Genomic DNA, 25082 nt, shown 5'->3' on the forward strand with positions numbered 1-25082 from the left:
TAGATTTTAGATTTTAGATTTTAGATTTTAGATTTTAGATTTTAGATTTTAGATTTTAGATTTTAGATTTTAGATTTTAGATTTTAGATCGTATCCGTTTGATTTGGAAGTTTATCTGATGAAGTTTTGTAGGGGCAGGTTCGCCCAGATATTTGATAAGTACAGACAAATTATATAAACCCGCCCCTATAATTGGGATGCAACCGGATTTGATATTAGTTTAAATTCTTCAATCTAAAATCCAAAATTTAAAATTCTGTTAAAGCCATCCCCGCAGCCGATAAACGATTAAGCCGATGTATTCTTTCAAAGCTTTAGTTGACTGGTTTAAATGATAGGTATCCGGCAATAAATCTAAGGCGACTGCTTGCCAATTGCTTTGGGATGCTGCGATATCCTGCTGCGTTATCTGGAAGTCTGTTGGTGCGGCAATTGCTTTTATTCCCTGACGCTGAAAAATTAAGAGCGATCGAGTCATGTGCATCGCCGATGTCACTAGCAAAACCGGCCCTTTTATAGCTTTAGCATCTAAAATTTTGCGCACGTTGACGGCATTTTGATAAGTGTTATTTGAATCGGGGTCTTGCAGAATTGCTGATGCCGGTACACCCATTGTTTGGGCAATTTCTGCCATGTCTGCCGATTCGGGAGGCCCGCCGCCTTTCCAATCTACTCTACCGCCGCTGAGAACTAACAGGGAAGCTTTGCCTTGCTTGTAAAGTCGGGAACCGTACATTATTCGATCGCCCGCTTCCGCTAATTCTATCCAAGGACGGGGAGGTAAAGCTGCTTTGACACCGCCGCCCAAGACGATTATCGCTTCAGCTTGGGGGAGTTCGGCGGTTGGTAAGTTTTGCCATTCGAGCGATCGAACTAACGATTTTGAAACCCAACCGCTACTTCCGAGGAGTAAAATAATTAGAGCCACAGCAATTGGCGCCGCCGCCCATTTCGGACGCTTCCAAAGTGTGATTAAAGCTGCCATCATTAACAGGCAACTCAATCCCAAAGGATAAATAAACAGCGGCAGAAATTTCGATAGAAATACAAACATTCAATTGGAAATTTGGCATTTGGAACTTATACGATCGCGTAGCCGAAGTATTGAGTATTGGGACGAAGATGATTCGTGACTGTTAACTAAATGACTAATGACTAAAGCTAGCGACGATCCTCTGGTCCTGATAACCAGCCAAACAATGTAGCAGCTTCACGCCTAGAAGTCTTGCTATATTTATGGCCGTCCGTCTGCACTACTTCTTTATTGACGATAGCATCCGAGGTTGTATCTTTGGAACGTTTATTCGGGTTTAGTAGTAGTTCGTTGTGCCACCAAGCGACAATTAAACCGGCTGCCACGCCGCCTAGGACACCAAGACCGAGACTCACGGGCAGCGTACATCCTACTAAGCGAAACCCAACGGTAAACAACACAAACCATATCAGCGCGGGGCTAAACCCCTTGGAGTCTCCGGTAAATTTTGGCATGAGCTGCAAGTTGTGTTTGTAATAACACAGAAAGATATTGACAATATTAGCAGACAATCAAATTGGCAAGGGCGATCGCTCTGCAACTACTCCCCACAAATCAAGTTTAATTGTACCTCTAAGTCTTGCGCGGTATCTACAATGTTTACAGAAATTTGCTCTAATTCTGTCAAAGGTTCAAAAGCTGCTTCCTGCGAACTCAATAGTTCTGCCGTCGCGTCGGCAATATCGCCCCGGCGCTGTTGCAGCCGTTCTCGCAATACTTCAATTGGTGCGGTGCAGTAAATATTTTGCAGGGGCAAGCCGTGGGATTGAGCCTGATTAATTGCATCCGTTCTCAAGTTTTGGCGATCGAACTTGGCATCTAAAATCACATCCCAACCTCGGTCAGCCAGCATTATCCCCAACTCTAACAATCTACCGTAAGTCTGCGCCGTCATTTCATCCGAGTACAAATCTTGCCCCCCGCGTTCATTTAAAGGAATTCCGCCTAAATGTTTGCGAACTGCATCGGATCGAATGTGGATTGCCCCAGTGCGGCCAGCCAAATATCGAGCCGCTGTACTCTTGCCAGAACCCGACAAACCCGACATCAAGGTTAACTTTCCCCGGTGGGGTTGTGTGTATTCCCAAGCCAGTTTATAGTAATGAGCTGCTGTCTGTGAAATCTCTGCTTTTTGGGCAGTTGAAATAGCGGCATCGTCCAGCATTAACGAAGTTACTTTCGCTCTAACATAAGCTTGACGGCTCAAATACAGAGGCAACAGTTGCAGTCCTTCCCAATCCCCTGTTTGTTCGATGTAAGTATTGAGAAAAGCATTGCCCAAGTCTCTGCGCCCGCGCGATTCCAAATCCATTACTGTAAAAGCCACATCGTACATGACATCAACAAAGCGAAAAGGCTCGTTAAATTCAATGCAGTCGAACAGCAAGATTTTATCTTGCCACAATGCTATATTCCGCAAGTGCAAATCTCCGTGGCACTCGCGAATTTTATTATTGGCAATTCGCAGGTTAAATAACTCTTGATTTTCCGCAAAAAACGCATCAGTATAATCTTTAGTTTCCTGATATTGTCTCTCAGTCTGCGGCCCGCCGATATATTTTTGCGAAAGCAGGTAATTGTTCTCTATGGCTTGGCGAATCTGACTGACTTCGCCAAATCTGCGAATGTAACTATTACTAATTGCTGTGCTGTGAAATTTGGCAACTTCCCGCCCTAAGTCTGCCATAATTTGCTCTGTCAACAGTCCGCGGTCCAACAAACTAAGCAACAGCGAATCTTGAGGAAACTCCCGCATCTTCAGCACGTATTCTACAGCAACTTCAGCCGGAGTTATAGCAGGTAAGTTGCTGCCAAATTGAAACGAATCCCCAATTTGAACAATTGGCAAAACTTCTAGATAAATTTCCGGTGCTGTGCGTCGGTTCAGCAGCAATTCTTCGTTGCAAAAATGCTGCCGTTTCTCCAAACTTGAATAGTCCAAAAAGCCAAAATTGACTGGTTTCTTGATTTTGTAAGTATAATCTCCCGTCAGGAGGACAAAGGAAGCGTGAGTCTGAATTAGCTGCACTGGTTCTGTTACCCCGTGCGGGTAAAACCCGGGCTGCAACATTTGCTGAATCAAAGGTGGGAGACAAGTCATAGCGATTTTAGATTTTGGATTTTAGATTTTAGATTGGGGATTTTGGATTGTGAATTTTAGATTTTAAGTTGGGGACTTTAGATTGGGAGTGGGGATGTTGACTTTAATCCGATTTATTATAGAGTTGATAGTTAGTGTAAAAAAAAGCAGCGATGACAGAAAATAATCAAGAATCTGGTTCCGTGGATGTGTTTGGCGTAGGCAATGCCCTTGTAGACATCCTAGCATTGGTAGAAGATGAATTTGTACTCGGTCACGGGCTGAATCGCGGCGGGATGACGCTGATGAATTCGGAAACGCAGGGGGGGATTTTGCACGATTTAGAGCACAATTCGCTGCAAATGCGATCGGGGGGTTCGGCGGCAAATACCATGATTGGTTTGGCTCAAAGCGGCGGTAAAGCGTATTATTCGGGGAAGGTTGCTAAGGACACTAACGGGGAATTTTACCGCCAAGATTTGCTGGCGGCGGGGATTGATTTTAACGTGCATCCTGCTGCTGAGTCGAACGGGCCTACGGGTACTTGTGTAGTGCTGACTACGCCGGATGCGGAACGCACGATGTGTACGAATTTGGGGGTTTCTACTACTCTGGCTGCGACTGATATTGATGTCGATCGACTGGCTCACTGCAAGTACAGTTATGTTGAGGGCTATCTTTGGGATGCTCCAGACCCTAGAAAGGCTAGCATTGAGACGATGGAACAGTCTAAGCGTCTGGGTGTGAAGGTGGCTTTTACTTTTTCGGATGGCTTTTTAGTCGATCGATTTGCTGATGATTTTCACAAGGTGGTTTCGGAATATTGCGATGTAATTTTTTGCAATGCTGATGAAGTTCGGAGCTTTTTTAAGGAGGAATCTTTGGAAGAGTGCGCTCGGAAAATGAGCGAGATTTCCGATTTGGCTTTTATCACTAATGGGGATAAAGGCTGCATGGTGGTGGAGAACAAACAGATTGTTGATGTGGCTGGATTTCCGGTAAAGGCGATCGATACTGTGGGTGCTGGCGATGCTTTTGCGGGGGGTGTTTTGTTTGGAATTACTAACGGTTTGAGTTCTGTACAAGCGGCGCGCTGGGGCAATTTCTTGGCTTCTAGGGTGGTGCAGATTCACGGGCCCCGGCTTGAGGGTTCTCAGGCTCATCTTTTGAGTGAGGTGATTTCTGGTTAGGAATTAAAAGGGGCGATCGCACTTTTTTGGATAAGGGGCGATCGCTCTTTTTTTAACCGCAGATGAAGGCAGATGAACGGGGATGAACGCAGATGGAAAAAGGGCGATCGCCATATCGGTGCGATGCAGGTCAATCACTCCAATAATGACTTTACACCACCTTCACGCTCAACTCTGGTAGCTTCGCTTCAAATTTCTCCACACTGAAAGGATCGAATTTTTTAGATAGAAAAGTCCACTCTGGTGTTTCTGCCGAACGACTCACTTCTAACGGAATTAGACTATTTGCCGCCTGGTTGTTCACAAAATCCTCCAGCCTTTTCTTCACTGTTTCGGGTAATTTGTCGCCGATTTTCTCTAGTAGCACTTGTTTGAGATCCAAGACTGCTTCAACTTTACCCGTCAAACCTAAGTTAGTTGAAAACTCTACGAGCGGCTTGACAGTTGGAGTAAAATTATAAACCTCTCCAGAGCTAAAACTTTGAGGAATGTCAATCTTTAAGACTCCAGAATCCTTAGCACCCAGTTTCAGTTCGTTGCCATTTTGTTTGCCATCAAAGTCAATTTCAAAACCCTTAATATCCAAGATAGACTTTTGTTTGAGATTGCCTCCTGCTTTGATTTCTAGTCCGCCAAACTCTTCTAGAGCTACACCTACAGGTCTTGTGTAAGGAATAAACTTAAGAACGCTAATAACATCAACATACTGAAAGGCGTTGTCATCAGCTTCGAGCTTGTTGTCTTTTATCTCGTCAGCGGTTGCCCCCAAACCAAGATCTAGCACGATCGGCGAATTAAACTGTTTAAACAGAAACTCATTGAGATCGAACTTGGCACCAGACTCGAACTTGGTCGAGCGAGAACCTAAAAAAGGAATGTCTTTAATCCCGGCTTCTAGTCCCAGCTTATATTCGCCCATAAACGAGGCTCCTAGTTCTGTTTTCAAACTGCCTTCTGCACCTAAGTTAGACTTAAAGCTAACAGCAACTGAGCTACCTGCTTTAACTTCTCCCGGATAGCTAATATCGAATAAACCAGGGAAGTCAACATCAAATGTACCCGGACTCAAAAATGCTTGAAATTTGTATTCAAGACCACCTTTAGCGAAGGGTTTCCCCAAAAATCCCAGACTGACTTCTGTGTCAAATTTGGGGCCCCCAGATACATTGAGGCTGGGGTTAAATACTTCCCCTCCGCCCCACAAACTTTGGTCGGTTAAGGCAAAATTGAGTTCTTTTGAGAGCGTTTTAGTGGGGACTGGTTTGTTATCTCGATCGGGTGGTTCGGAATCGCTGGGTCGATCGGGCTTGTCTTTATCTGAGTCGTTGCCACTATTTCCCGGCTGTGCAGGTTTTGTACCGCCGTTGGTACTTTCTCCGGAGTTAGTGTCGCCAGAACACGGGTTTTGTAACATAGCTAAAGCATCCGATCGCTCGTCAACAAACCTGTTAGCTACACTCTTTTGAATGCTTCGAGGACTGCTGGAAAAGTACACTAAATTTCCCGCACTATCTTTCTTGCTTCGTTCGGCATAGATAGCGTTGATTAGTTCACTTTCAGACATTTGGGAAAGATTTTTGCCTTTCAAGGCATTATTCACGAGTTTGGTATTTGCTCCGTGTTGCACAGCAGTAGACCAAATAACATTTTGCAGTGCCTTAGAGTGTTTATTAACATCTAAGTCGAGAGTCTTCATCAGCTTATTTGCTAGAGGATCGTAATGAGTGATTTTGATATACTCATGTTGAGCTGCACTAAACTCTTCAGTATCTTTCGAGGCAATTTCCTGCCATTTATTATCAAATGCTTCACTACCGAAAGTTAGCGATTTAAGTTCAAAACTCCATTTGCTAGCTATTTCTGAATTGAGAAAACCAGCTAACGATCCGGGTTTAGTTGCTAGCTGATAAGTTCCATAGGACTTACCGCCAGTCGGATCGTCGCCAATGGTACCAGGGCCTCGGTTTCCTGTTTCATATTTCTCAGAAAGAGAACCCAATTCATAACAGTCAGACTTATTGCTGCCGTTGCTATTTCCTCCAGAATTGCTGTCGCCAGGATTGGACGGTTTACCAGGCTCTTGGTAAGCCGTCGCCTTGTTGCCATTCCAATAGATGTGACCGCCTTCAAAGTATTGAATCTTGTTACCGTTGCCCCGATCGATCTCCCCGCTCTTGGGAACTCCCAACCTACCATCCAATCCGCCTGTTTTCAAGTATTCTTGGCGGATCGCACCGTAAATTGGAAAAGTTCCTTTGGGACTGGTGACAATGGAGCCGCGCTCAAATAGTTGATAGCTGACATTACCTGAATAGTTGGTAACATCTGAAATAGGTTTGCCGATCGTACTTTGATATTTTTCGTAAACCGGATAGAATTTGCCAGCAATATTGTGACCGCCGATCGAGATTGAATTCGGTGACTGTGGCTCTGGCTTGTCGATCGAATTGTCACCGCCATCAGATGCCGCTACTTCTTTTGGAATCTCGATTTTTTGCCCTACATAGATTAAATTGGGATTGTCAATCTTATTGTGTTTGGCAATGAATTTATAGTAATCGGGAGCGGCGCTGCCCATTGTTTCTTTGGCAATTTCGCTGAGAGTATCCCCGGTTTTAATCGTGTAAGATTGCCAGTCGTAGGATTTGCCGTTAAATTGTTGCGCGGTAGCTCGTTCCATCGGTTTTACGAGCCCTTCGTAACCCCAAGTTTCAGGTGTGGCAAATTCGGCGCGAGTGCTTTGTTGCGGTGCAGTTTCCTTCGCTAACTGCACGGCTTTATCTAAATCCAACAATCCAAAACCGGTTTTCCGATCCCAGCCGGGTAAATTTACATCGATCGCACTTTGCTTGAGAATATCAATTACTTGCCGATCGCTCAACTCTGGATTGCTTTCCCACACCACAGACGCCATCCCAGTCGCTTTCGCTGCTGCAAAAGAAGTTCCCGTCAGCGCATCTAAATCGTTCTCCCCCTCGGCAACTACAGCATCCAAACCATACCCGTAACTGGAATAGGACGATCGGCGCACTCCGTCAAACGCCCCAACTGTCATAATATTGTCAAACTCCTGAGAAGCTTGACCCAAAACCGACATCACACCGCCGTCGTTCCCAGCAGCAACCACCACCAGCACTCCATTCTGACGAGCATATTCTAAAGCAGCCCGCTCTCTGGGCGTCAATTCGTAGCGCGTCGTCACCCTGCCGTCGGGGTTAACTTGAGTTAAGTCTAGGCTGAGGTTGACAATAGGATTCCGCTGCCCCTGTGCCTTGGCTTCACGCACAAAATCTGTCAGCGACAAGTCCCACTGCCCGGAACCGCTGGCGCGTCCCAGCCAAACAGGAGCGCGATCGTTAATACCGTCAATGCCAATATTATTACCTGCGCGAGCGCCAATCAAACTCCAAACAGCCGTGCCGTGTTCGTTTTCTGCATCAGACGACACTAAAGGGTTGTTGTCACCGTCAATGCGATCGCGCCCCAGTGTCACCTTAGAGTAGTCAAGATCTGGATTGTTCGCCGCAAAACCACTATCGATAATCCCGATTAAAGGCAGGCTGGGCTTCTTTGGTTCTAAAGACGGTTCAGGCTCAGCAGGCGGTTGAGTTTCAGCCGGTAACTGAGTATCATCGATCGACGGCGGTGCAGGCACAGGTGTTGGCGTAGGTGTTGGCGCAGGCACAGGTAGCGGTGCAGGTGCAGGTGTAGGTGTAGGTGTTGGCGCAGGCACAGGTAGCGGTGCAGGTGCAGGTGTAGGTGTTGGCGCAGGCACAGGTAGCGGTGCAGGTGCAGGCGTAGGTGTTGGCGCAGGCACAGGTACAGGTATTGGCGCAGGCGCAGGTGTTGGCGCAGGCACAGGTAGCGGTGCAGGTGCAGGCACAGGTGCAGGTGCAGGTGCAGGTGTTGGCGCAGGCACAGGCACAGGTAGCGGTGCAGGTGCAGGTGCAGGTGCAGGTGCAGGTGCAGGTGTTGGCGCAGGTGTTGGCGCAGGTGCAGGTGTTGGCGTGGGTGCAGGTGGTTTTGGATCGACAGGCGGTTCTGTATCCGCAGGCGGTTTCAGCTCATCAGGCAGTTTTGAGGTGACATAATCGATTAATTTCTTACCGCCTTCAGATTTAGTCCAATCCAGAGACGGAGTGATAACTTCTTCCACCGATACCGCTTTGCCCGTCGCACCCGTCAAGCGGAAAATCACATCATTGTAGTCATGGTCTGACTTGGGATTAATTGGTTGATCTTCGATCGCGAATGCCTTACCGTCGCCAGTAATATCTGCTACTTGACCTAACAGCCAAGCATCATCCTCATCGCTGCTAGATAGCGAAAACAGCGGGCGATTTTTACCGCTAATATCGGGATTATCGAATACTTGTTTAATAGTGCCATCCGGCACGAACATTACAGCAAATGCTTCTCCAGGATTCATCTCAAATTTCTTCACACCTTTGTAAGTTCCGGCGTTCAGATTTACCTTTCCTAAAGTGCCCCTGAATTGAGGATCTGTGCCTTCTGTAATATCGGAAATTACGACGTGACCCAACACAGAATTAGTCAAAGCTCTTCTTGCAGCTTCCTTGATAAATTCTTCAGAGCCTGGAGTAAATTTATCCATTCCCTGCAAGTTAAATATGGCTAGTTGACCTTTGTATCCGCCGCCATCATACAGGAAATCAAAGCCTACTTCACCAGTGCGATCGGGCGTAAAAAAACCGGAGTCAACCTTCAAACCCGTGAGCGGGTCAACTTTGTCATTTACGGCCAGACTAATCTGATAGTTTGTGTCGGAGGATATGGGAGAAACTTTGAGAGTATAGTCTCCAGCAACCAAATTATCGGCACTGAGAGTTCCGGGCTTTTTGCCGCTAGTTGAGATAGTTTCGATCTGCTTTCCTTGGCTGTCGAGCAGTTCCATTTTCACACCGCCGCTAAAACCTTCCGCCAAGACTTGGAAACTGCCTGCTGCAGGACGATTGAAACTATAAATTTCTGTCGGATCGAGCTTACCAACGAAATCGATATTGAAATAGTTATCCTTGAGAATGCCGAGTTGAATGTCAGACATTTTGCACCCTGCCAACAAACTTACTTGTATTTTAATCAGTCGGCATAATTGAGCGATCGACTTTCAATACATCTGGGCTGCTTCCCAAATCTGGTCTCTCCCCACAACACAGATATCCGCCCCTTCAAAAATCTACGATTGTAAGATGCTATCTATCTCTCGGAATTAAGTCTTACTTTTTTCGGTGCAAGCAAACTTTACAGACATTACTTTGTAGGCAGGATATAGTATTAGTTTTGGTTAAAGGTTTTTTGAAAGAAAGCTCGTTACTACCTCCTATCCGTTGAGGATACTTTATGCGTGCAAAGTTGACAAGCAATCTGAACGATTACTAGCTTGGCGAATTGAGATGTCAGTTAATGAGACAGGACTTACGCACAGCCTCTAAATATAGGATTTTGTAGGGCAATCCCCCCCGATCGAGTCCCCTGCATCTGGATGTGTTGCGTAAGTCCTGCTTGATGTGTTGTGGAACGGGCAGAAGAGCCCGTTTTCTTAGCCCGCAAAGGCGGACTTTGTATGTGTAGCCGCAGTTTCAACCGCCCGGTTTCAGCAGCCGATTTTATTGAATTCAACCACTAGAATAAATCCCTCTTTCTTGCAGTTGCTGCATAAAAAACTCTTCCAAAGTAGGCTTAGCCAAATTCATCCCAATTAGCTGCCCACCCGTACCGCTCAGACTAGAAAGAAACTCCTTCGGGTCTCCCTGCAAATGACCGTACCACAAATCATTATCAACTTCCATATCCGGTATCCATTTTTTCAGGATATTCAAGTGGCCTCCCCTACCTTCAACCCGGTAAGTGTCAGTATTACCCAAGAGTTCGTCGATCGCACCAATGCAGATTAACTCACCCTTCGCCAAAATTGCCACTCGATCGCAAATCTTCTCCACATCAGACAATATATGCGAATTAAAAAAAATCGTTTTTCCTTGATTTTTTAGCGATAAAATTATCTCCCGCATCTGATAGCGTCCCATCGGATCTAAACCAGACATCGGCTCATCCAAAAATACCACATCTGGATTGTTAATCAAAGCTTGAGCCATGCCGATCCGTTGCAGCATTCCCTTAGAATACTGGCGCAACTGTTTTTTAATTGCCGCCGATTGAGATAAGCCAACTAAGTCTAGCAAATTCGGGATTCGCTGCCGCTGAATCGAGGGGGGAATTTGAAATAAGCCCGCCGCAAACTGCAAGAATTCCCAGCCAGTGAGATAATCGTAAAAATAGGGATTTTCTGGCAAGTAGCCGACTCGCTGCTTCACCGTGCGATCGCCCAAAGGCCTCCCCAACAGCAGCGCCCGGCCAGAAGTGGGACGCACTATACCCAGCAAAGTTTTCAGCAGCGTAGTTTTCCCCGCTCCATTTTGCCCTAACAACCCGAAAGTTTCCCCCTCCGAGACAGTCAGAGTGCAATTTTTCAGCGATTCAATTTTTTCATTCATCCAGAAACCGGTACGGTAAAACTTCCCCAGATTAAATGTTTCCACCACTGGGGTAGCTCCGGGCATCTCGGTGGGAATTGGCGCATCTATAAGAGGTTCCATTTTCGTAAGTGAAATAAGTAGCACCTGATTATATTCTATGGCATAAGTTCAGTAATAATTGTTCTTTTTGGTGTTAAACTAATATTAGCTGCACTTAAATATTTCTGAATATGGATCGTTCAAAAATTATTGCTATTATCACTGGGGTGATTTCTATAATTTTAGCAGTTGCCTACCTGCTGCTCGTCACCATCCTCGACTTCCGAGGCGAAATGCTGCCCGCACCTCAAAGTCATTTGCCGGTCTCGCTGCCGATTCAGCAATTGGCTAATGCTAATCTGACTTTACCAGCACAGAGGATTTATCCTCAATTGTGACACAAATAATTTAATTTAAATTCAGCAATTTCGCCTATAAATTAGTTACGTAAAATTACGGGCGAAATGCTGCTATTTGTAGGGTGCGCATTGCGCACCTTACCACTATTTAATCCGCCCGGGACGTTCCGGGAAGCTCAGTCGAGCCACCGACGAAAGTTTGACTTGCAGAGCGGTTTCAACCGCCGAGTTGTATCACTCAATTAATACACGTGAATTGCTTTCATCATGTGATATGCAACCAGCAACTGCGTCAAAGCTAGCGGGTAACTTTGCAAGACTTCGCCAGTTGTGCCGATCAGTTTGCCAATTTCCGGGTTGCCTTGGGCGGTGCAAAATCCCCGCAGGTGCGGCAACTCGCTGCACAAGATCATTTCCAGTTCGCTTACTTGATCGCTGGTAGCGTGGGAGTCTACTTCCAAAACGTCAACAGGTTTGCCCATATCCCGATCGAGTCCCAAGCGAATTGCAGGTTTAAAACTCTCGCTGCCTCGACCTAAAATTTCAGTAAAATCAGGGTGAGGAATTGTCGGTCTGAGCACTAAACGGACGCTCAAATTCGATTCATTGTCCGCTTCTGGCGGGTAAAAACTAACTACAACGTCGGCTGATTTGCGCTGAGGACGAATGAAGTCTTCAGAGTCCGGTTCCCGTTTTTTTATTTCTGCAAGCACCTGTTCTTCCGTATAACCGCGCTTCATGATATCGCGCTTAACTTTCCACTGAGTTCGCAATTCTTCGGGAGGAGCAAGATACACTTTTACGTCGTAAGAATCGCGGATTGTTCGGGTTGCGTAACCCAACAAACCTTCAACTATTACAAATTTGCTGGGCTTGATGTATTCCGGCGGGTCGAATGTACCTGTGGTGTGGTTGTAGATGGGTTTGAGAATTGCTTGTCCGGTACGCAGCAGGCTGAGGTGCTGCTGCATGATGTCGAGGTAATTGCAGTCGGGATGCAATGCTGTGATCCCGATTTCGGCCCGCTGCTTTCTGTCGTAGCGGTGATAGTCGTCAGTGCAAATCACAGTGACATTTTCTGGCCCCAATACTTGGGCAATTCCCCGCGTCAGGGTGGTTTTGCCCGCTGCGCTGTCTCCGACAATACCGAGAATAATTGGTCGATCGCTCATTGTATTTACCCCGACGGACAATAGCAAATTTTGTTGTGAATCTTACATCTTATCAAAGTTGTGTTCGATCCGATCGCTCGATCCGATGGTTTGAGTCGAGTCCCCCGACTCTCGCTAATCTGTAAAATCTAATGTGTAAAATTATTGTCATATTTCTTAATATAATGCGGCACCTGAGACTGAGAGAGTATGTGATTAAAAAATCACGCCCATTTCTCAACTGCCCGCGATGTCGATCGTACTTTTGAATCCGGCTATTGTCACAATCTCTAGAAAGTTACCCCTACAAAGTGTCCCGGCAGTCTCTTTTGTAGTGCTAATTGCAGCAGCGGTGCTACTGGTGGGATATTTTTTGTTTCAAAACCCGCAGCCAGCAGTGAATAAATTTGCCACTCAATCAATCGAGGCGGAGGCTGACCAACTTTACCAGCCATAGGAAGTTTTAGCCAAAGCTTTCGTTATTTTGACAAATTAGTATAAATTTGAGTTCAGGACGCAATCACGCCCTCAATAGCCTGTCTTTTTTACTCTTGTTTGCCTGCTGCAACTCATCTTTTCGTGAAAAAAAATCGGTTTTGACGCACCCGTGCGTAATTTCTAAATTTAAACAAATCTCTAGTTGAACTAAGCCCGTAGCAAGCCGATGAATCAACCATATTCTCCCAAATTTAGGGGCAGTATTTTAATTGTTGACGACAATCTTAACAATTTATCGTTACTGGAGCGGATCTTATCGAGGAAAGGCTATGAAGTACGACTTGCACATAACGGCAAAGTGGCGATCGATTCTGTGGCTTTGACTCAGCCTGACTTGATTTTGCTGGATATTATGATGCCCGGTCTCGATGGTTATGAAGTTTGCAATCTCTTGAAAGCGAGCGATCGCACTCGGGGCATTCCCATTATTTTTTTGAGTGCTTTGGTAGAAGTTTCTCATAAGCTGAAAGCCTTTAATGCTGGCGGGGTAGACTACATTACTAAACCTTTTGAAGCCGTAGAGGTGGTAGCTAGGGTTGAAAATCAATTGCGGCTGCGGGAACTAGAGTTGCAACTCAGAGATAAAAATAAGATGTATCGCCGGGAAATCGCCTATCGCGAACAGGCAGAAATTGAAACGCGGTTGCTGTTGGAAACAACCAAATTGCAGAAAGAAGAAATTGAAGAACTGCTATTAAATATTTTGCCGAAAGCCATTGCAGATCGCTTGCAGGAGGGACAAAGCATAATTGCTGACAGCTTTTCGGATGTCAGCGTTTTATTCGCAGATTTGGTAGGATTTACGAGTTTTGCCTCTCAAAAAAGTGCCGCAGAAACGGTGAAAGTTCTGAATCAAATTTTTAGTCAATTTGACGAGTTGTCGTTGCGGCACGGTTTGGAGAAAATCAAAACTATGGGTGACGCTTACATGGTAGTCGGCGGTTTGCCCGAACCGCAGGAAAATCACGCTTTTGCGATCGCCGAAATGGCATTGGATATGCAAGCTACTGTCGCTAGCTTCAATCTCAAAAACAATCACAACTTTAGTCTCCGCATTGGGATAAATATTGGTGGGGTAGTGGCGGGAGTCATTGGCTTGACTAAATTTAGTTACGATTTGTGGGGGGATACAGTAAATGTTGCTCAGCGGATGGAATCAAACGGTATTCCGGGAGAAATTCAAGTGACTCCTGCGGTTTACAATCGTTTAAAAGATAAATTTTTGTTTAAAATGCGCGGTGCTGTTGAGATAAAAGGTAAGGGAGAAATGATGGTTTATTTGTTGCTGGGGCGAAATTAGTCATTAGTTATTAGCTCATATCCAATTAAACAGAACTTACGCATTGGGGGTGAACAACTCGGTTTCTACGAAATTTTGCGATTCGTAACGAAAAATTTACGAAGAAACCGGGTTTATGAGGTCGCAAGTGCATCCAAAACTATTAAATCGACCTAAATTTTTCAGAGAAACCCGATTTATGAGTGTAATTCCTATGAATAAAGATTCTTGGTGAAATGCGCCCCGACAGGATTGACATTTGTTGAAGCGGACATGATACAATGACTGACGACTAATGACCAATGACTGATGACTAATTACCACTCGTCGTTTCGTTTGTTGCTGTAAGTTTCCCAATCGTCGTATTGCGGTCGCTGATACAAAGGTTCTGGTTCTATTTCTGATTCCAATTCGGCTGACATTTCTAATTCTGGTTCCGATTCCTGCTGATAAATGTTCAGAGGTTCAACAACCCGGGCGATCGCATCTTTGACAAATGCTTTGACAAACTCGTCTTTCCGATTTAACTGAAACTGCCTTTGCACGACTTCGGCGATGCCGCCGTCGCCCCAATCTTGGTCGTGGCGGAAATATTCAATAAAACTTTTACCGGCAATTCTAGTTAAATAAGCGGCACTGACTGCTTGAATTGCTTTGCCAAGTACAAACCCAGCTACGCTTAACTGCAACGCCCTTGACACTACTTGAACCACACCTTCAACTATTCCCAAACTTGCCAGGGTTTTTGCTAGAGACAATGCCAATTCTTTCGCGCGATCGATATTTAATTCGCAGCCGTAAATCTTGGCAATTTCTACTACCATTTGAGCGTTAACTGCTGCTGTCGCTAACAAATCCACAACAGGCAAAGGCGTTACAGCAATTACTCCAGCTCCGATCCACTGAAATCGCTCTACTGCTTTATCAGCTTGCCGCCTTCTTTGAGCGTCAATTAACTTGCGCGCTTGGTCTCCCAAGTGCTGAGATTGCAGCAAAATATTGTCTGCAATTAAGTCTTCGCCTTCGGCTCGCAAAATCGCAGCGACGCGCCGAATTAATGGCATAATATCCGGGTCTGGCTGAAAAATTGTGCCGTCTTCTAGTACAACTTTTTGCGGATTGGCGCTAATGGCGACTACATCCATTGCTGATACAAAACCTTTGACTCGCTGCTGCAGCCTAGTGAGAATTTCATCTCTGTCGGTATCGGGATAAAGGTCAACTTTATTAAAAACCACGATCGACCTTTTGCCAATTTCCGCCAAAGTCCGCAGCGGTTCGTACTCGGATTTTCGCAAATCGCCGTCCAAAACAAATAAGATCAAATCTGCCCTCGCCGCCAACTGCCTCGCTAACTCCTCTCTGTAAGTTCCCGCTACTCCCGCTTCCAAGATGCCTGGGGTATCAGTAATTGCTAATTCTCGATCTATTCCTTTCAATTTCAAAGTGTAAGTTTCGCCAACTTCGGTAGTTCCCATCGGCGCGCCCACCTGTCCTGCCATCCGCCCCACCAGCGCATTGACAGCGGAAGTTTTGCCCGCAGAACCGGTGCCGAAAACAACTACTCGAATGCTGCCGCGAGCCATGCTAGCTTCAATTTCGCGAGCTCTCAACAGCAAAGCTTGCCGCGCTACTTCATCTTGAATGCGATCGACTTGTTGCCTGATTGCTTTGAGATTTTCCGAAGCAGCTTCACTTTTTACAACAGGAACCTTCGGATTAATCGCCCGTTTTCCCTGAACTTTCTGAGGGCGTTGCAGCAGCCTAAAATAGTAAACCAGCGCAAAAATTAGGGTTCCCAAAAGTACAATTATCAGGAAAATCAGCAAATTAGCCAGCAGCGGAGAAGCAGACCACGCAACTTGACTGTAAAGCCCTGTTAAGGAACTCACCAGCCCAATAATCAGCCCCAGGGCGAGGCAAAAAGCAGCAATTAAGGTTAACAGGCGTGGCAAAGGCATGAGGGGAGTGGCAAATAAAAGGGTTATGCTTTGATTTTTACATTACGCCGATAGTCATCAGTCATTGCCAATCTAAAATCTAAAATCTAAAATGGCGAAGCGCCCGTTAGCGTTAGCTTTCGCGATCCGAAGGAAAGCCCGTCCCTACGGGGGCTACGCCAACAAGAGGATCGTACTGCGCGAGCCCGCAAATCGCGATTCTGTCCGTCTGCGGGCGCGGTTTGCGGAGTTTGAGCGCCAGCGGGACGGACAAGTGCGATCGCCCTCTTGCTGCAATTGTAGCTTGCACGATAACTCAGCTACAGCTTATCACCCGCCCGAACCGCAGACTGGTTTATTTGCATATACCTACTTATTTATTCGGTGATTTATTCGATCGCGATTCGAGCAATACTTTTTTATAAAAAATAAATATCCGATTCAGTACCCAGGAACCGGGTTTCTTAACGTAAATGCGTCTTGGAAGCTCCGAAAGCGGAAACGAGAAACCCGGTTTCTTAGGGTATAGTGTCAAGCGTCCTAATTCACAAAAGTTATCAAATTAAGTATCCGTGCGGTACTCTCAAATCAGTCGCGAGTTAAGTTAGACTGAATTGTCAGTGCGTGAATTATTCACAGGTTAGCATCTATGCAGCTCAAACATCTGAATCAGCCTTCACAAACACTCCCTACCTCTTGCGAGCATAACATTAAAGACAGCCAGCCACCAAAGCTTAATTATTTAGCTCAAATAGCCCGTTCCTTTGGCAACCTCAGTATTAGCGACAAAATCTGGCGCGGGTACGCACTGGCTCTTTGTGTTGCGATTGGGGGAACGACTGTCGGGATGTTGGCGGGCAATCATTACTATCGCAGAACGAACAATCAAGTACACATCGATCGAGAAAGTCGGCTTTTAAATAAGTTGCAAGTGGCTTTACTGCGGACGCAAAACAGCCAAGAGCGGCTGATTTACTGGATCGAACAGCCTGAAATATTTGACCGCAAATACCAACAGCTACAAAACAATACCTACAGTTTGAAGTTGTCCATATCTGAAATTGAAAGTCAGAAAGACATGGAAGAAGTAGAAGGTTTACAAGAATTTAAAACCAATTACGCTTCGCTACTGTCTAAATACATTAACCAGCTAGAAAATGTCAGTAAAAAAATAAGTAATTTGCCAAATAACCTCGCTCAAAAAAGTGTTAAACGCAAGTTGCTGTCGAATTTAGATCGAGATAAAACTGGGTTGGAACTAGATAAGGCGGTCAATGATATAGCAGAAATTATCGATCGCGCCCAAGAGCAAGAAGATGCAGCGCAAGAGGCCCTGCTGCGAGCGCAGGCGCTGCGGGTGCAAATAATTTTTGGTAGCATGGCACTGTCGATCGTCGTTGCAGCACTGCTGGCGGGCTTCACCAGTCGGGCGATCGCCAAACCTCTCGCCGCTGTAACTAATATCGCTCAGCGAGTGACCCAAGAGTCTAATTTTCAGTTGCAAGTACCTGTTACCAGCACCGATGAAGTGGGAGTATTGGCATCTTCGCTGAATCAACTGATTCAGAAAGTAAATAACTTGCTAGAAGAATTGAAATCCCAACAAGAAAGCCACATACTTCAAAATGAGAAAATGGCAACTTTGGGGCGGATGTTAGCCGGTGTTGCTCACGAAGTTAACAACCCAATCAATTTTATATATGCCAATATAGCTCCGGCGAGACATTATGTTGAAGATATTTTAGATTTGCTCAACACTTACGAAACAGAAATCTCCAAGGCGCCTGCTGCCGTTATCGCAAAAGGCGAAGAAATAGACATCGATTTTCTCAAAGAAGATTTGATAAAAATATTAGACTCAATGCAAGTAGGGGCTGAAAGAGCCAAAGCTATTATCTTAAGTTTGAAAGATTTTTCTCGCCTCGACGATGCGACCCCTCATCCCGTCGATTTGCACGCCTGCATAGACAGCAGTTTGCTGATTCTCAACAGCAGAATCAAACAGGGCGTTGAAGTGGTGCGAAATTACGGGAACATTCCGAAGGTTGAAGGATATATGGGTTTGCTTTACCAGGTATTTGTGAACATTTTGAACAATGCACTAGATGCTGTGGAAGAGAAAGCAAAAAGTGAGAAAATAAGTTTTGAAGAGGCGAAAAAACAATCGGCTTCGGAGTCAATCAAACAGGAAGCACCGAGTTTTTTGCCCAGGATTGCGATCGCTACAGAATACTTAGACGACGACTCAGTGGTAGTGCGAATTTCCGATAACGGTACGGGAATAGCGCCAGAAAGTCAAGAAAAAATGTTTGAAACATTCTTTACAACTAAACCGAGAGGTGTAGGTACTGGTTTGGGATTGGCAATCGGTCGCGAAATTATTGTCAAGAAACACGGCGGGACGATTAACTTTTGGTCGGAGGTGGGAACGGGGACGGAATTTACGATCGCCCTGCCGATTAAGCAGGAGGATTCAATGCAAAATAGGCTCTTACAACCTCAAATTGCTCGTGAATATAATTCCCTAGGCAACGAGAACTTACCAACCAAGCCGGAAAAAAGAGGAACTGTAAAGAATTAAAAATTATTCGTTTTGATCCCTGTTTCAAAAAAGAATCCAACTGCAAGCAAGCTCGCCACTCTGAATGTCAGAATTCATTCCACATATAAAAATCTAAAATCTAAAATGGTATTGGATTGGTTACTGACCGAAAGCATCCAGGATACAAGCCCCGGATTCATCCGTCCAGAAATAAAAAATATGTATTCGATAGATAAATAAGCCCCCGAATTTATTCGTGGGGTCAGTCGATTTGAGATTTGAGATTTGAGATTTACCCCACAGATAAATCTGGGAGCTTGAACTAGGGTCTAAAATTTTGATCTTTCCACGACAGGAGTACGTGGCAGGGTATGCGTTTTTGGGCTGGGTCAATGCTTCAATTCTAAAATCTAAAATCTAAAATCTCAAATTGATTGACTGGCTGTCTGTACCCGACTCAATGAGCGATCGCACCCAAATCAAAACTATTTTTCGCAATCTTGAAAAACAGGATTTGCTATAATTTAAAGTTGAGAAACAACTGTACGGAGCGAAAATTATGGGACTATTTGACCAAATTTTGAGCGCGATCGACAATCCCAACCAACAAGCAAGTCCCAATCAGTTGGGCAACATTCTCGGTGCGGTAGAGCAGTTGAGCGGCAACCAGGGCGTCGATGCGGGCACGACTCAGTTGGCGATGTCAGTTTTGGGCGGATACGTGCGATCGGCATTGCAAGACGTGCGATCGCAGTCGGGAGACGCACAAGCTCAAGAAGTTGTCAACCAATTTAGCGGCACAAATCCCAATCCGCAAGCAGTACAGAGTTTGTTCGGAGCCGGCCAACTGACGCAGATAGTGGCCGATATCGCCCAAAGAACCGGTTTGAATAACGCGACAGTGCAAGCGATGATACCTGTTTTGGTGCCGCTGGTGCTGAATTTGCTACAAACCGGCAGCAACGCCCAAAATCCAACCCAGGGCGGAAATCCAGTTTTGAATGCGTTTTTAGATGGAGATGGAGACGGCGACGTAGATATTACTGACGCAATTTCGATGGCAGGCCGCTTTTTGAATCAGCGCAGTTAATTTGGGATTTTTGTAACCGCTGATATCTGCGGTTACAAAAATTCCTACTTTAACCCAAACCCAAATCAGTCACAGCACCAACACTGCTAGAAGAAACCAACTTAGCATATTTAGCCAAAACGCCTTTAGTATACCGAGGTTTAGGAGGCTGCCAAAGAGCGCGCCGCTGCTCCAATTCTGCATCAGCAATATTAAGCTGCAACAAGCGATTGTTAGCATCAATTGTAATCGAATCTCCCTCTTTTACCAGAGCAATTGTCCCGCCAACTTGTGCTTCGGGTGCAACGTGACCGACAACCATTCCGTAAGTTCCGCCAGAGAAGCGACCGTCAGTAATTAACCCTACAGAATCGCCCAAACCTGCGCCAATAATTGCCGAAGTTGGTGCTAACATTTCGCGCATTCCCGGCCCGCCTTTGGGCCCTTCGTAGCGGATGATAATCACATCTCCGGCTTGAATTTTGCCCGCTAAAATTGCCTCCAAACAATTTTCTTCTGATTCAAATACCCGCGCCGGGCCGGTAATTTGCGGTTTTTTAACGCCAGTAATTTTAGCAACGGCTCCTTCGGTTGCCAGATTTCCCCTGAGAATTGCTAAATGTCCTTGGGGGTAAAGCGGGTTGTTCCAAGGGCGGATGACATCTTGGTCGGTGCGGGGTTCGGCTGGAATATCTGCCAACACTTCCGCAACAGTTTGACCGGTAATTGTCAGCGCGTCTCCGTGCAGCAAACCGTGCTCTAGCAGCATTTTCATTACTTGAGGAATGCCGCCGGCTTTGTGCAAATCGGTTGCTACGTATTTGCCGCTGGGTTTGAGGTCGCACAGCACCGGCACTTTCCCTCTAATATTTTCAAAATCGTCGAGGGACAACTCAACGCCGATCGCGTTGGAAATGGCCAATAAATGCAGCACAGCGTTGGTTGAACCGCCGATTGCCATGATTACCGCGATCGCGTTTTCAAAGGCCGCTCGTGTCAAAATCTGGCTCGGTAACAACTGTTTGCGGACAGCTTCCACCACAACTTTTGCAGATTCGGCAGCGCTGTCAGCTTTTTCGGCATCCTCAGCAGCCATTGTCGAAGAATAAGGCAAACTCATGCCCATCACTTCAAAAGCGCTCGACATCGTATTTGCTGTGAACATTCCCCCACAGGAACCCGCACCGGGACAAGCTTTTTGTTCCACTGCATTGAGTTCTGTTTCGTCAATTTTGCCCGCGCTGAATTGACCGACTGCTTCAAAAGCGCTGACAACGGTTAAATCGCGTCCGTTGTGGTGTCCTGGTTTGATCGTGCCGCCGTAAACAAAAATAGCAGGAATGTTCATGCGGGCGATCGCAATCATCGCCCCCGGCATATTTTTATCGCAACCGCCGACAGCCAGCAACCCGTCCATACTTTGGCCGTTGCAAACAGTTTCGATGGAATCAGCAATCACATCTCTCGACACCAGAGAATATTTCATCCCTTCAGTTCCCATCGAGATCCCGTCGCTGATAGTAATCGTGCCGAACATCTGCGGCATCGCCCCGGCTTCCCTTGCACCCGCAATAGCCCGCAAAGCGAGGTCGTTCAATCCCATATTGCAGGGCGTAATCGTGCTGTACCCGTTGGCAATCCCCACAATCGGCTTAGTGAAATCGCCGTCACCAAAACCGACTGCCCGCAGCATTGCCCGGTTGGGCGCGCGCTGCACGCCTCCAGTCACAGCTTGGCTTCTCAAATTTTCAGGCATTTTAAAATTTCCTTTCTCTGTTGTCTCTTGTTCAGTTGTCTGTTGTCTGTCGCTGTTTTGCTTTGAGGACTAAGGGCCACGGGCATGGGAACCCTCAAGTTGTAGGGTGCTCTACTACTTCGATTATGAACGGATTATCAAGGGTTTCGGATAGTAGAGTACCTTACTAAGGGTGACACGCTTGCCTTAGTCCTGTCTTTGCTGCTGGGGGCTGACGGCCCAGTGCCGAGAGTTTTACGCTATTTTTGATTTTCTCAGAAGCGTTGATATTTTTGACAACTCCTCGGCCTGAAGGCACGAGGATTCTTGGTTCATTGGGACTACTTACGTAGCTTGCCCTCCCCAAAATTCACTGCGATTTGCCCAACCGCTGTATATCCGCGCTGCAACACCACTTGCGCGGCTGCCACATCTCGATTCGTTTCATAGCCGCACGTTTGACATCTATGTACCCGTTCGGATAGTTCTTTTTTGCCTGTGTGAGTTTGACATAAGGGACAAGTTTGACTTGTTCCGTTTGGGTGTACAGACGCGAAGTATGCACCTCGCTTAAAGCAAACATGACCCAAGATATTCAAGAACTGACCAAACCCTGCATCAAGCGTGTGCTTGCTCATCATTCCGGCTGACATTGCTTTGAGGTTCAAGTCCTCAGCAAATATTGTTTGGGCTGCGTTGCATAAATGATGTGCGGTCTTACAATGAAAGTCTTTGCGACTGTTCGAGATGTACTCGTGGTGCAAGGCTATTTGGTGTTGAATTTGACGAAACTTTCTAGAGCCTTTTTTCTTGCGCTTGAGTTGACGTTGCAGCAATTTCAGCTTGCGTTGTCCATCCACAAAGAATCGAGGCCTATCAATCAATTCCCCATCAGAAGTTGCCAAAAAATGTTTTAACCCTAAATCAATCCCTAATCCATGCCCTGAAGGTGAGGCTTGAGGCACTGCGACATCACATTGCAAAGTGAGCATGGCATAGTAGCCAGAAGCCCTTTTAATAACGCGAATTTGTTTTACCTCAAACCCTTGAGGGATTGGACGCGACAGGTGCATTTTTACGGGGCCAATCTTGGGTAGGTTGACCCAATCGGCACCATCAAACCGTTTAACGGATTCTAGATTCAATTGAGGGAACACAAATGAGCGCATCCGCTTTTTGAATCTAGGAAAACCGCGTCCTCGTTCCCACATTGCCACAAACGCTGCCTCTAGTTGGCGCAACGCCTGCTGCAAGACATGGGTGTGAGGCAGTTTCAACTCAGGAATTAACTTCTTTGCTTGGGCCAATGATTTGCATTGGCGGGCAAAGGTTGGACGCGGTGCATCAGCAGGGATAATGTATTCCTGCTTCATGCTGCACGAGTTGATATCACACTTACGAGAATTAACCCAATCTTTTCGTTCTCGCAATGCAAAGTTGTAGACCTTGCGGCAAATATTGAGCCACTTGTCGAAAGTTTGGCGTTGCGTATCGGTAGGAATGAGCTTGTACTCGTAGGTGAGATTTAACATACAACCATTGTAGAGCCAGCCTGAATAAATGCGGTGCTGTTTATTCAAAAACCTCGCTGAGAGATTCCCAACCGAAAGTGCCCCTAGAAGGGGGAGGCTTGTATCCCATTTTTTTTGTCAGGCCTTTTCGGAGGAAGCGGCACAGCAGTGCCACCAAAGCAGTGCAAAGATTCTACAGATACTACAGCGTGCAGAGTGAATACCGTGGTTATCTGGGATGATGTGGTAACACCCATCACTCTAACGTTTGAAAATAATTGCGAGGCGAATGACATGGAGGCCGATCGAATTCTGAGGCAATATGCGGCCGGAGAAAGAAATTTTCGAGAAATTAACCTCGCCGGGGCCGACTTAAAAGGGGTAAACCTCAGCGAGGCTAACTTTACCAGAGCCAATTTCCAAGACGCAAACCTCAAAGGCGCTAACCTGACGGGAGCGAACTTGCGCGAGGTGAAATTGGCAGGGGTGGACATGACGGAAGCCAATCTCAGCGAAGCAAATCTGATCGGTACTGATTTGAGCCGCGCCAATCTCAGCGGGGCTAACCTGATGGGAGCCAACCTGCGCGGGTCAATGGCGAGAGAAGTCAACATGACCAAGGCTAATTTGACGGAAGCTAATTTGACCGAAGCCAACTTTACCGAAGCGAATTTGTTTGCGGCCAATTTAACCGACGCTAGCATGATTCGCATTAATTTGATGAAAGCAAATTTGAGTTGGTCAACTCTCAAAGCGGTAAACCTGACAAATGCCATCCTCAGCGAGTCGCTTTTAGAAAGAGCTAACCTGAATCAGGCAATTCTCAGCGGGGCGATGGTGAGCGGGGCCAACCTGACTGGTGCAGACTTGCGCCAAGTAACGATGGTGGGAGCTAATCTGAGCGAAGCTAATCTGAGCAATGCTAATTTGAGAGTTGCTAATGTGAGTTGGTCAACGCTGGCAAGAGCTAACTTGAGCGGTGCTAATTTATACCGGGCCAAGCTGTGCTGGTCTAATTTTAGCGGAGCTGTTTTGTTGGAAGCGGTTTTGATTGACGCTAATCTCAATCGAACTAACTTCCGCGATGCTGATTTGAGGCGGGCAATTATGCCCGACGGCACGACTAACGATTCTTAAAATTTGATTGTTAACTGTTAACTGTTGACTGCTGACTGTTAACTGTTAACTGTTAACTGCTGACTGCTGACTGCTGACTAATAACTAATGACTATCACTGAATTATTGATTCTCGGTGCGGCAGGAATTTTTGCCGGAATTCTAGCTGGATTTTTGGGTATCGGTGGCGGTACCGCGATCGTACCTTTGTTGGTTGCTCTCAAGTACGCCCCGGTACAAGCGGTTGCTACTAGCGGTTTGTCGATCGTCATTACGGCTATTTCTGGCAGCATCCAGAATTGGCGCATGGGCTACCTCAGCTTGAGTCAAGTCGCAGGCATCGGATTTCCCGCCGTCATCACAGCACAAATCGGTGCTTATTTGGCGGGGATATTTCCGCCTTACTTGCTGTTACTTACTTTTGGGTTGTTGCTGTGGCTGAATATTTTTTTGATTGAATTGCCCGCGCGCCTGACAGCTAATCAGAACGCGGAAGCAGAACCAGGGAAACTGGGAACAGAAGCGGAACAAGGGGAAAATGCTCAATCAGCAATTACCAATACTTCAGCTACTTCGGTTTCGGTCAGTACAATTACGCTCAGTACAACTTACCAATTACCCCATAATTCAAATATTTTCTTCCATCCAACTTTTGCTAAAATTGCTACCGGCAGTGCGGCCGGTTTATTAGCGGGTTTGTTTGGCGTAGGCGGCGGCGTGATTATGGTTCCCCTGCAAATTTGGCTGTTAGGAGAAAGCATTAAAACCGCTATTCAAACCAGCTTGGGCGTCATCGTCATTACGGCAATTTCGGCGACGGCGGGACACGCGGCGCATGGGAATGTTTTGTGGGTTGTGGGGTTGATTCTGGGGGGCGGCGGTTTGTTGGGCGCGCAGGTGAGCACGCGGTTTTTGCCGAGATTGCCCGATCGTATTGTTAGTTTAGCTTTTCGATCGCTCTTGGCAATCTTATCGATTTATATTTTCTGGCAAGCTTGGCAACAATTTAGCAATGGGTAATTTGTAATCGGTAAGGTGCGCGC

At 46.2% G+C, this 25082-nt stretch carries 19 protein-coding genes; 8 read left to right on the forward strand and 11 right to left on the reverse strand.

The features are described from left to right. Positions 1-259: 259 nt before the first annotated feature. The 3 genes from QUA80_RS08700 to QUA80_RS08710 all read right to left on the reverse strand — a co-directional run bounded on the left by QUA80_RS08700 (position 260) and on the right by QUA80_RS08710 (position 3134). Positions 260-1054 (reverse strand): YdcF family protein, encoded by a 795-nt coding sequence (locus QUA80_RS08700; protein ID WP_333423262.1) that lies wholly within the window; start codon positions 1052-1054, stop codon positions 260-262. 107 nt (positions 1055-1161) lie between these two features. Beyond that, positions 1162-1545, reverse strand: a complete 384-nt coding sequence (locus QUA80_RS08705; RefSeq protein ID WP_333423263.1) for a hypothetical protein — start codon at positions 1543-1545, stop codon at positions 1162-1164. A gap of 29 nt (positions 1546-1574) precedes the next feature. Further along, positions 1575-3134 (reverse strand): AAA family ATPase, encoded by a 1560-nt coding sequence (locus QUA80_RS08710; RefSeq protein ID WP_333423265.1) that lies wholly within the window; start codon positions 3132-3134, stop codon positions 1575-1577. 152 nt (positions 3135-3286) lie between these two features. On the opposite strand from QUA80_RS08710, the gene QUA80_RS08715 reads away from it, so the two are divergent. After that, positions 3287-4303, forward strand: coding sequence for an adenosine kinase (locus QUA80_RS08715; protein ID WP_333423267.1), 1017 nt, complete (start codon positions 3287-3289; stop codon positions 4301-4303). A gap of 3 nt (positions 4304-4306) precedes the next feature. Here QUA80_RS08715 and QUA80_RS08720 read toward each other — a convergent pair whose 3' ends face one another. From QUA80_RS08720 to QUA80_RS08730, 3 genes are all read right to left on the reverse strand, one after another. After that, entirely contained in the window at positions 4307-4441 is a 135-nt protein-coding gene (locus QUA80_RS08720) for a hypothetical protein (protein WP_333423269.1), read from the reverse strand. Positions 4442-4454: 13 nt separating this feature from the next. Further along, positions 4455-9368: a VgrG-related protein gene (locus QUA80_RS08725; RefSeq protein ID WP_333423271.1), complete on the reverse strand. Its 4914-nt coding sequence runs from the start codon at positions 9366-9368 to the stop codon at positions 4455-4457. A gap of 571 nt (positions 9369-9939) precedes the next feature. After that, a complete protein-coding gene (locus QUA80_RS08730; protein WP_333423274.1) occupies positions 9940-10920 on the reverse strand; it encodes an ABC transporter ATP-binding protein in 981 nt (326 codons plus the stop codon). A 110-nt stretch (positions 10921-11030) separates the two neighbouring features. Here QUA80_RS08730 and QUA80_RS08735 point away from each other — a divergent pair, with 110 nt between their 5' ends. Continuing rightward, positions 11031-11237 (forward strand): hypothetical protein, encoded by a 207-nt coding sequence (locus QUA80_RS08735; RefSeq protein WP_333423275.1) that lies wholly within the window; start codon positions 11031-11033, stop codon positions 11235-11237. A gap of 203 nt (positions 11238-11440) precedes the next feature. Here the strand turns inward: QUA80_RS08735 and QUA80_RS08740 are convergent, their stop codons facing one another. Both QUA80_RS08740 and QUA80_RS08745 read right to left on the reverse strand, forming a co-directional pair. After that, positions 11441-12370, reverse strand: coding sequence for a phosphoribulokinase (locus tag QUA80_RS08740; RefSeq protein WP_333423277.1), 930 nt, complete (start codon positions 12368-12370; stop codon positions 11441-11443). 269 nt (positions 12371-12639) lie between these two features. Beyond that, entirely contained in the window at positions 12640-12804 is a 165-nt protein-coding gene (locus QUA80_RS08745; RefSeq protein WP_333423280.1) for a hypothetical protein, read from the reverse strand. 209 nt (positions 12805-13013) lie between these two features. Between QUA80_RS08745 and QUA80_RS08750 the strand changes: the two genes are divergently transcribed. Continuing rightward, complete coding sequence (locus QUA80_RS08750) at positions 13014-14147, forward strand: adenylate/guanylate cyclase domain-containing protein (RefSeq protein WP_333423282.1); 1134 nt, start codon at positions 13014-13016, stop codon at positions 14145-14147. 296 nt (positions 14148-14443) lie between these two features. Here the strand turns inward: QUA80_RS08750 and QUA80_RS08755 are convergent, their stop codons facing one another. After that, positions 14444-16087, reverse strand: a complete 1644-nt coding sequence (locus QUA80_RS08755) for a GTP-binding protein (protein WP_333423283.1) — start codon at positions 16085-16087, stop codon at positions 14444-14446. A 91-nt stretch (positions 16088-16178) separates the two neighbouring features. Here QUA80_RS08755 and QUA80_RS08760 point away from each other — a divergent pair, with 91 nt between their 5' ends. The 3 genes from QUA80_RS08760 (at position 16179) to QUA80_RS08770 (ending at position 19698) form a co-directional block, all read left to right on the forward strand. Continuing rightward, a complete protein-coding gene (locus tag QUA80_RS08760; RefSeq protein ID WP_333423285.1) occupies positions 16179-16454 on the forward strand; it encodes a hypothetical protein in 276 nt (91 codons plus the stop codon). 261 nt (positions 16455-16715) lie between these two features. Further along, positions 16716-18647 (forward strand): ATP-binding protein, encoded by a 1932-nt coding sequence (locus QUA80_RS08765; protein ID WP_333423287.1) that lies wholly within the window; start codon positions 16716-16718, stop codon positions 18645-18647. A gap of 520 nt (positions 18648-19167) precedes the next feature. Continuing rightward, positions 19168-19698: a hypothetical protein gene (locus tag QUA80_RS08770; RefSeq protein WP_333423289.1), complete on the forward strand. Its 531-nt coding sequence runs from the start codon at positions 19168-19170 to the stop codon at positions 19696-19698. A gap of 49 nt (positions 19699-19747) precedes the next feature. Here the strand turns inward: QUA80_RS08770 and ilvD are convergent, their stop codons facing one another. Together ilvD and QUA80_RS08780 are read right to left on the reverse strand one after the other, a co-directional pair. Then, entirely contained in the window at positions 19748-21433 is a 1686-nt protein-coding gene (ilvD, locus tag QUA80_RS08775) for a dihydroxy-acid dehydratase (RefSeq protein WP_333423291.1), read from the reverse strand. Positions 21434-21753: 320 nt separating this feature from the next. Continuing rightward, positions 21754-22992, reverse strand: coding sequence for an RNA-guided endonuclease InsQ/TnpB family protein (locus QUA80_RS08780; RefSeq protein ID WP_445302223.1), 1239 nt, complete (start codon positions 22990-22992; stop codon positions 21754-21756). Positions 22993-23217: 225 nt separating this feature from the next. Between QUA80_RS08780 and QUA80_RS08785 the strand changes: the two genes are divergently transcribed. Both QUA80_RS08785 and QUA80_RS08790 read left to right on the forward strand, forming a co-directional pair. Further along, positions 23218-24060 carry a pentapeptide repeat-containing protein gene (locus QUA80_RS08785; protein WP_333423428.1) on the forward strand — a complete coding sequence of 281 codons (843 nt, stop codon included), beginning with the start codon at positions 23218-23220 and terminating at the stop codon, positions 24058-24060. A gap of 87 nt (positions 24061-24147) precedes the next feature. Continuing rightward, the gene (locus tag QUA80_RS08790) at positions 24148-25059 is read left to right on the forward strand and encodes a sulfite exporter TauE/SafE family protein (RefSeq protein WP_333423293.1); all 912 of its coding nucleotides are present in this window, start codon (positions 24148-24150) and stop codon (positions 25057-25059) included. The last annotated feature ends 23 nt before the right edge of the window (positions 25060-25082 follow it).

The organism is Microcoleus sp. F4-D5 (assembly GCF_036704885.1).
Lineage (GTDB): Bacteria > Cyanobacteriota > Cyanobacteriia > Cyanobacteriales > Microcoleaceae > Microcoleus.